The sequence below is a fragment of the Salifodinibacter halophilus genome (assembly GCA_012999515.1).
Taxonomy (GTDB): domain Bacteria; phylum Pseudomonadota; class Gammaproteobacteria; order Nevskiales; family Salinisphaeraceae; genus Salifodinibacter; species Salifodinibacter halophilus.
The window spans coordinates 1-242 of sequence record JABEEB010000621.1 but is presented as its reverse complement, the minus strand read 5'-3'; the positions used below and the strand labels follow the sequence as shown (position 1 = coordinate 242).

The 242-nt window shown below is 70.2% G+C and carries 1 protein-coding gene; it reads right to left on the bottom strand.

From position 1 onward, the window contains the following. A partial coding sequence (locus tag HKX41_13070) for a WYL domain-containing protein (GenBank protein ID NNC25065.1) occupies positions 1 to 242 on the bottom strand: 242 nt, incomplete at both ends.

Sequence of the window (242 nt, the reverse complement as noted above, 5' to 3'; positions counted from 1 at the left end):
CGTCGGCGACATCGCGCGCCGCGTCCTCGCCGACCTTGGCCGCGCTGATGCGGTCGACCGAGAAGCTGCGCAGCGCATCACGTTCGTGGTCCCAGGCATCGAGGTACCAGTTTTCGCGATAGTGCGTCAGCCGCTGCGGCGACACGCTGCGGCGGGTGCGCTCGTCGGTGGAGCGGGCGCGGTATTCGAAGGTCAGGCGCTTGCGGTCGAGCACCGCGGTGGCGACCGAGCGGAATGCGGTC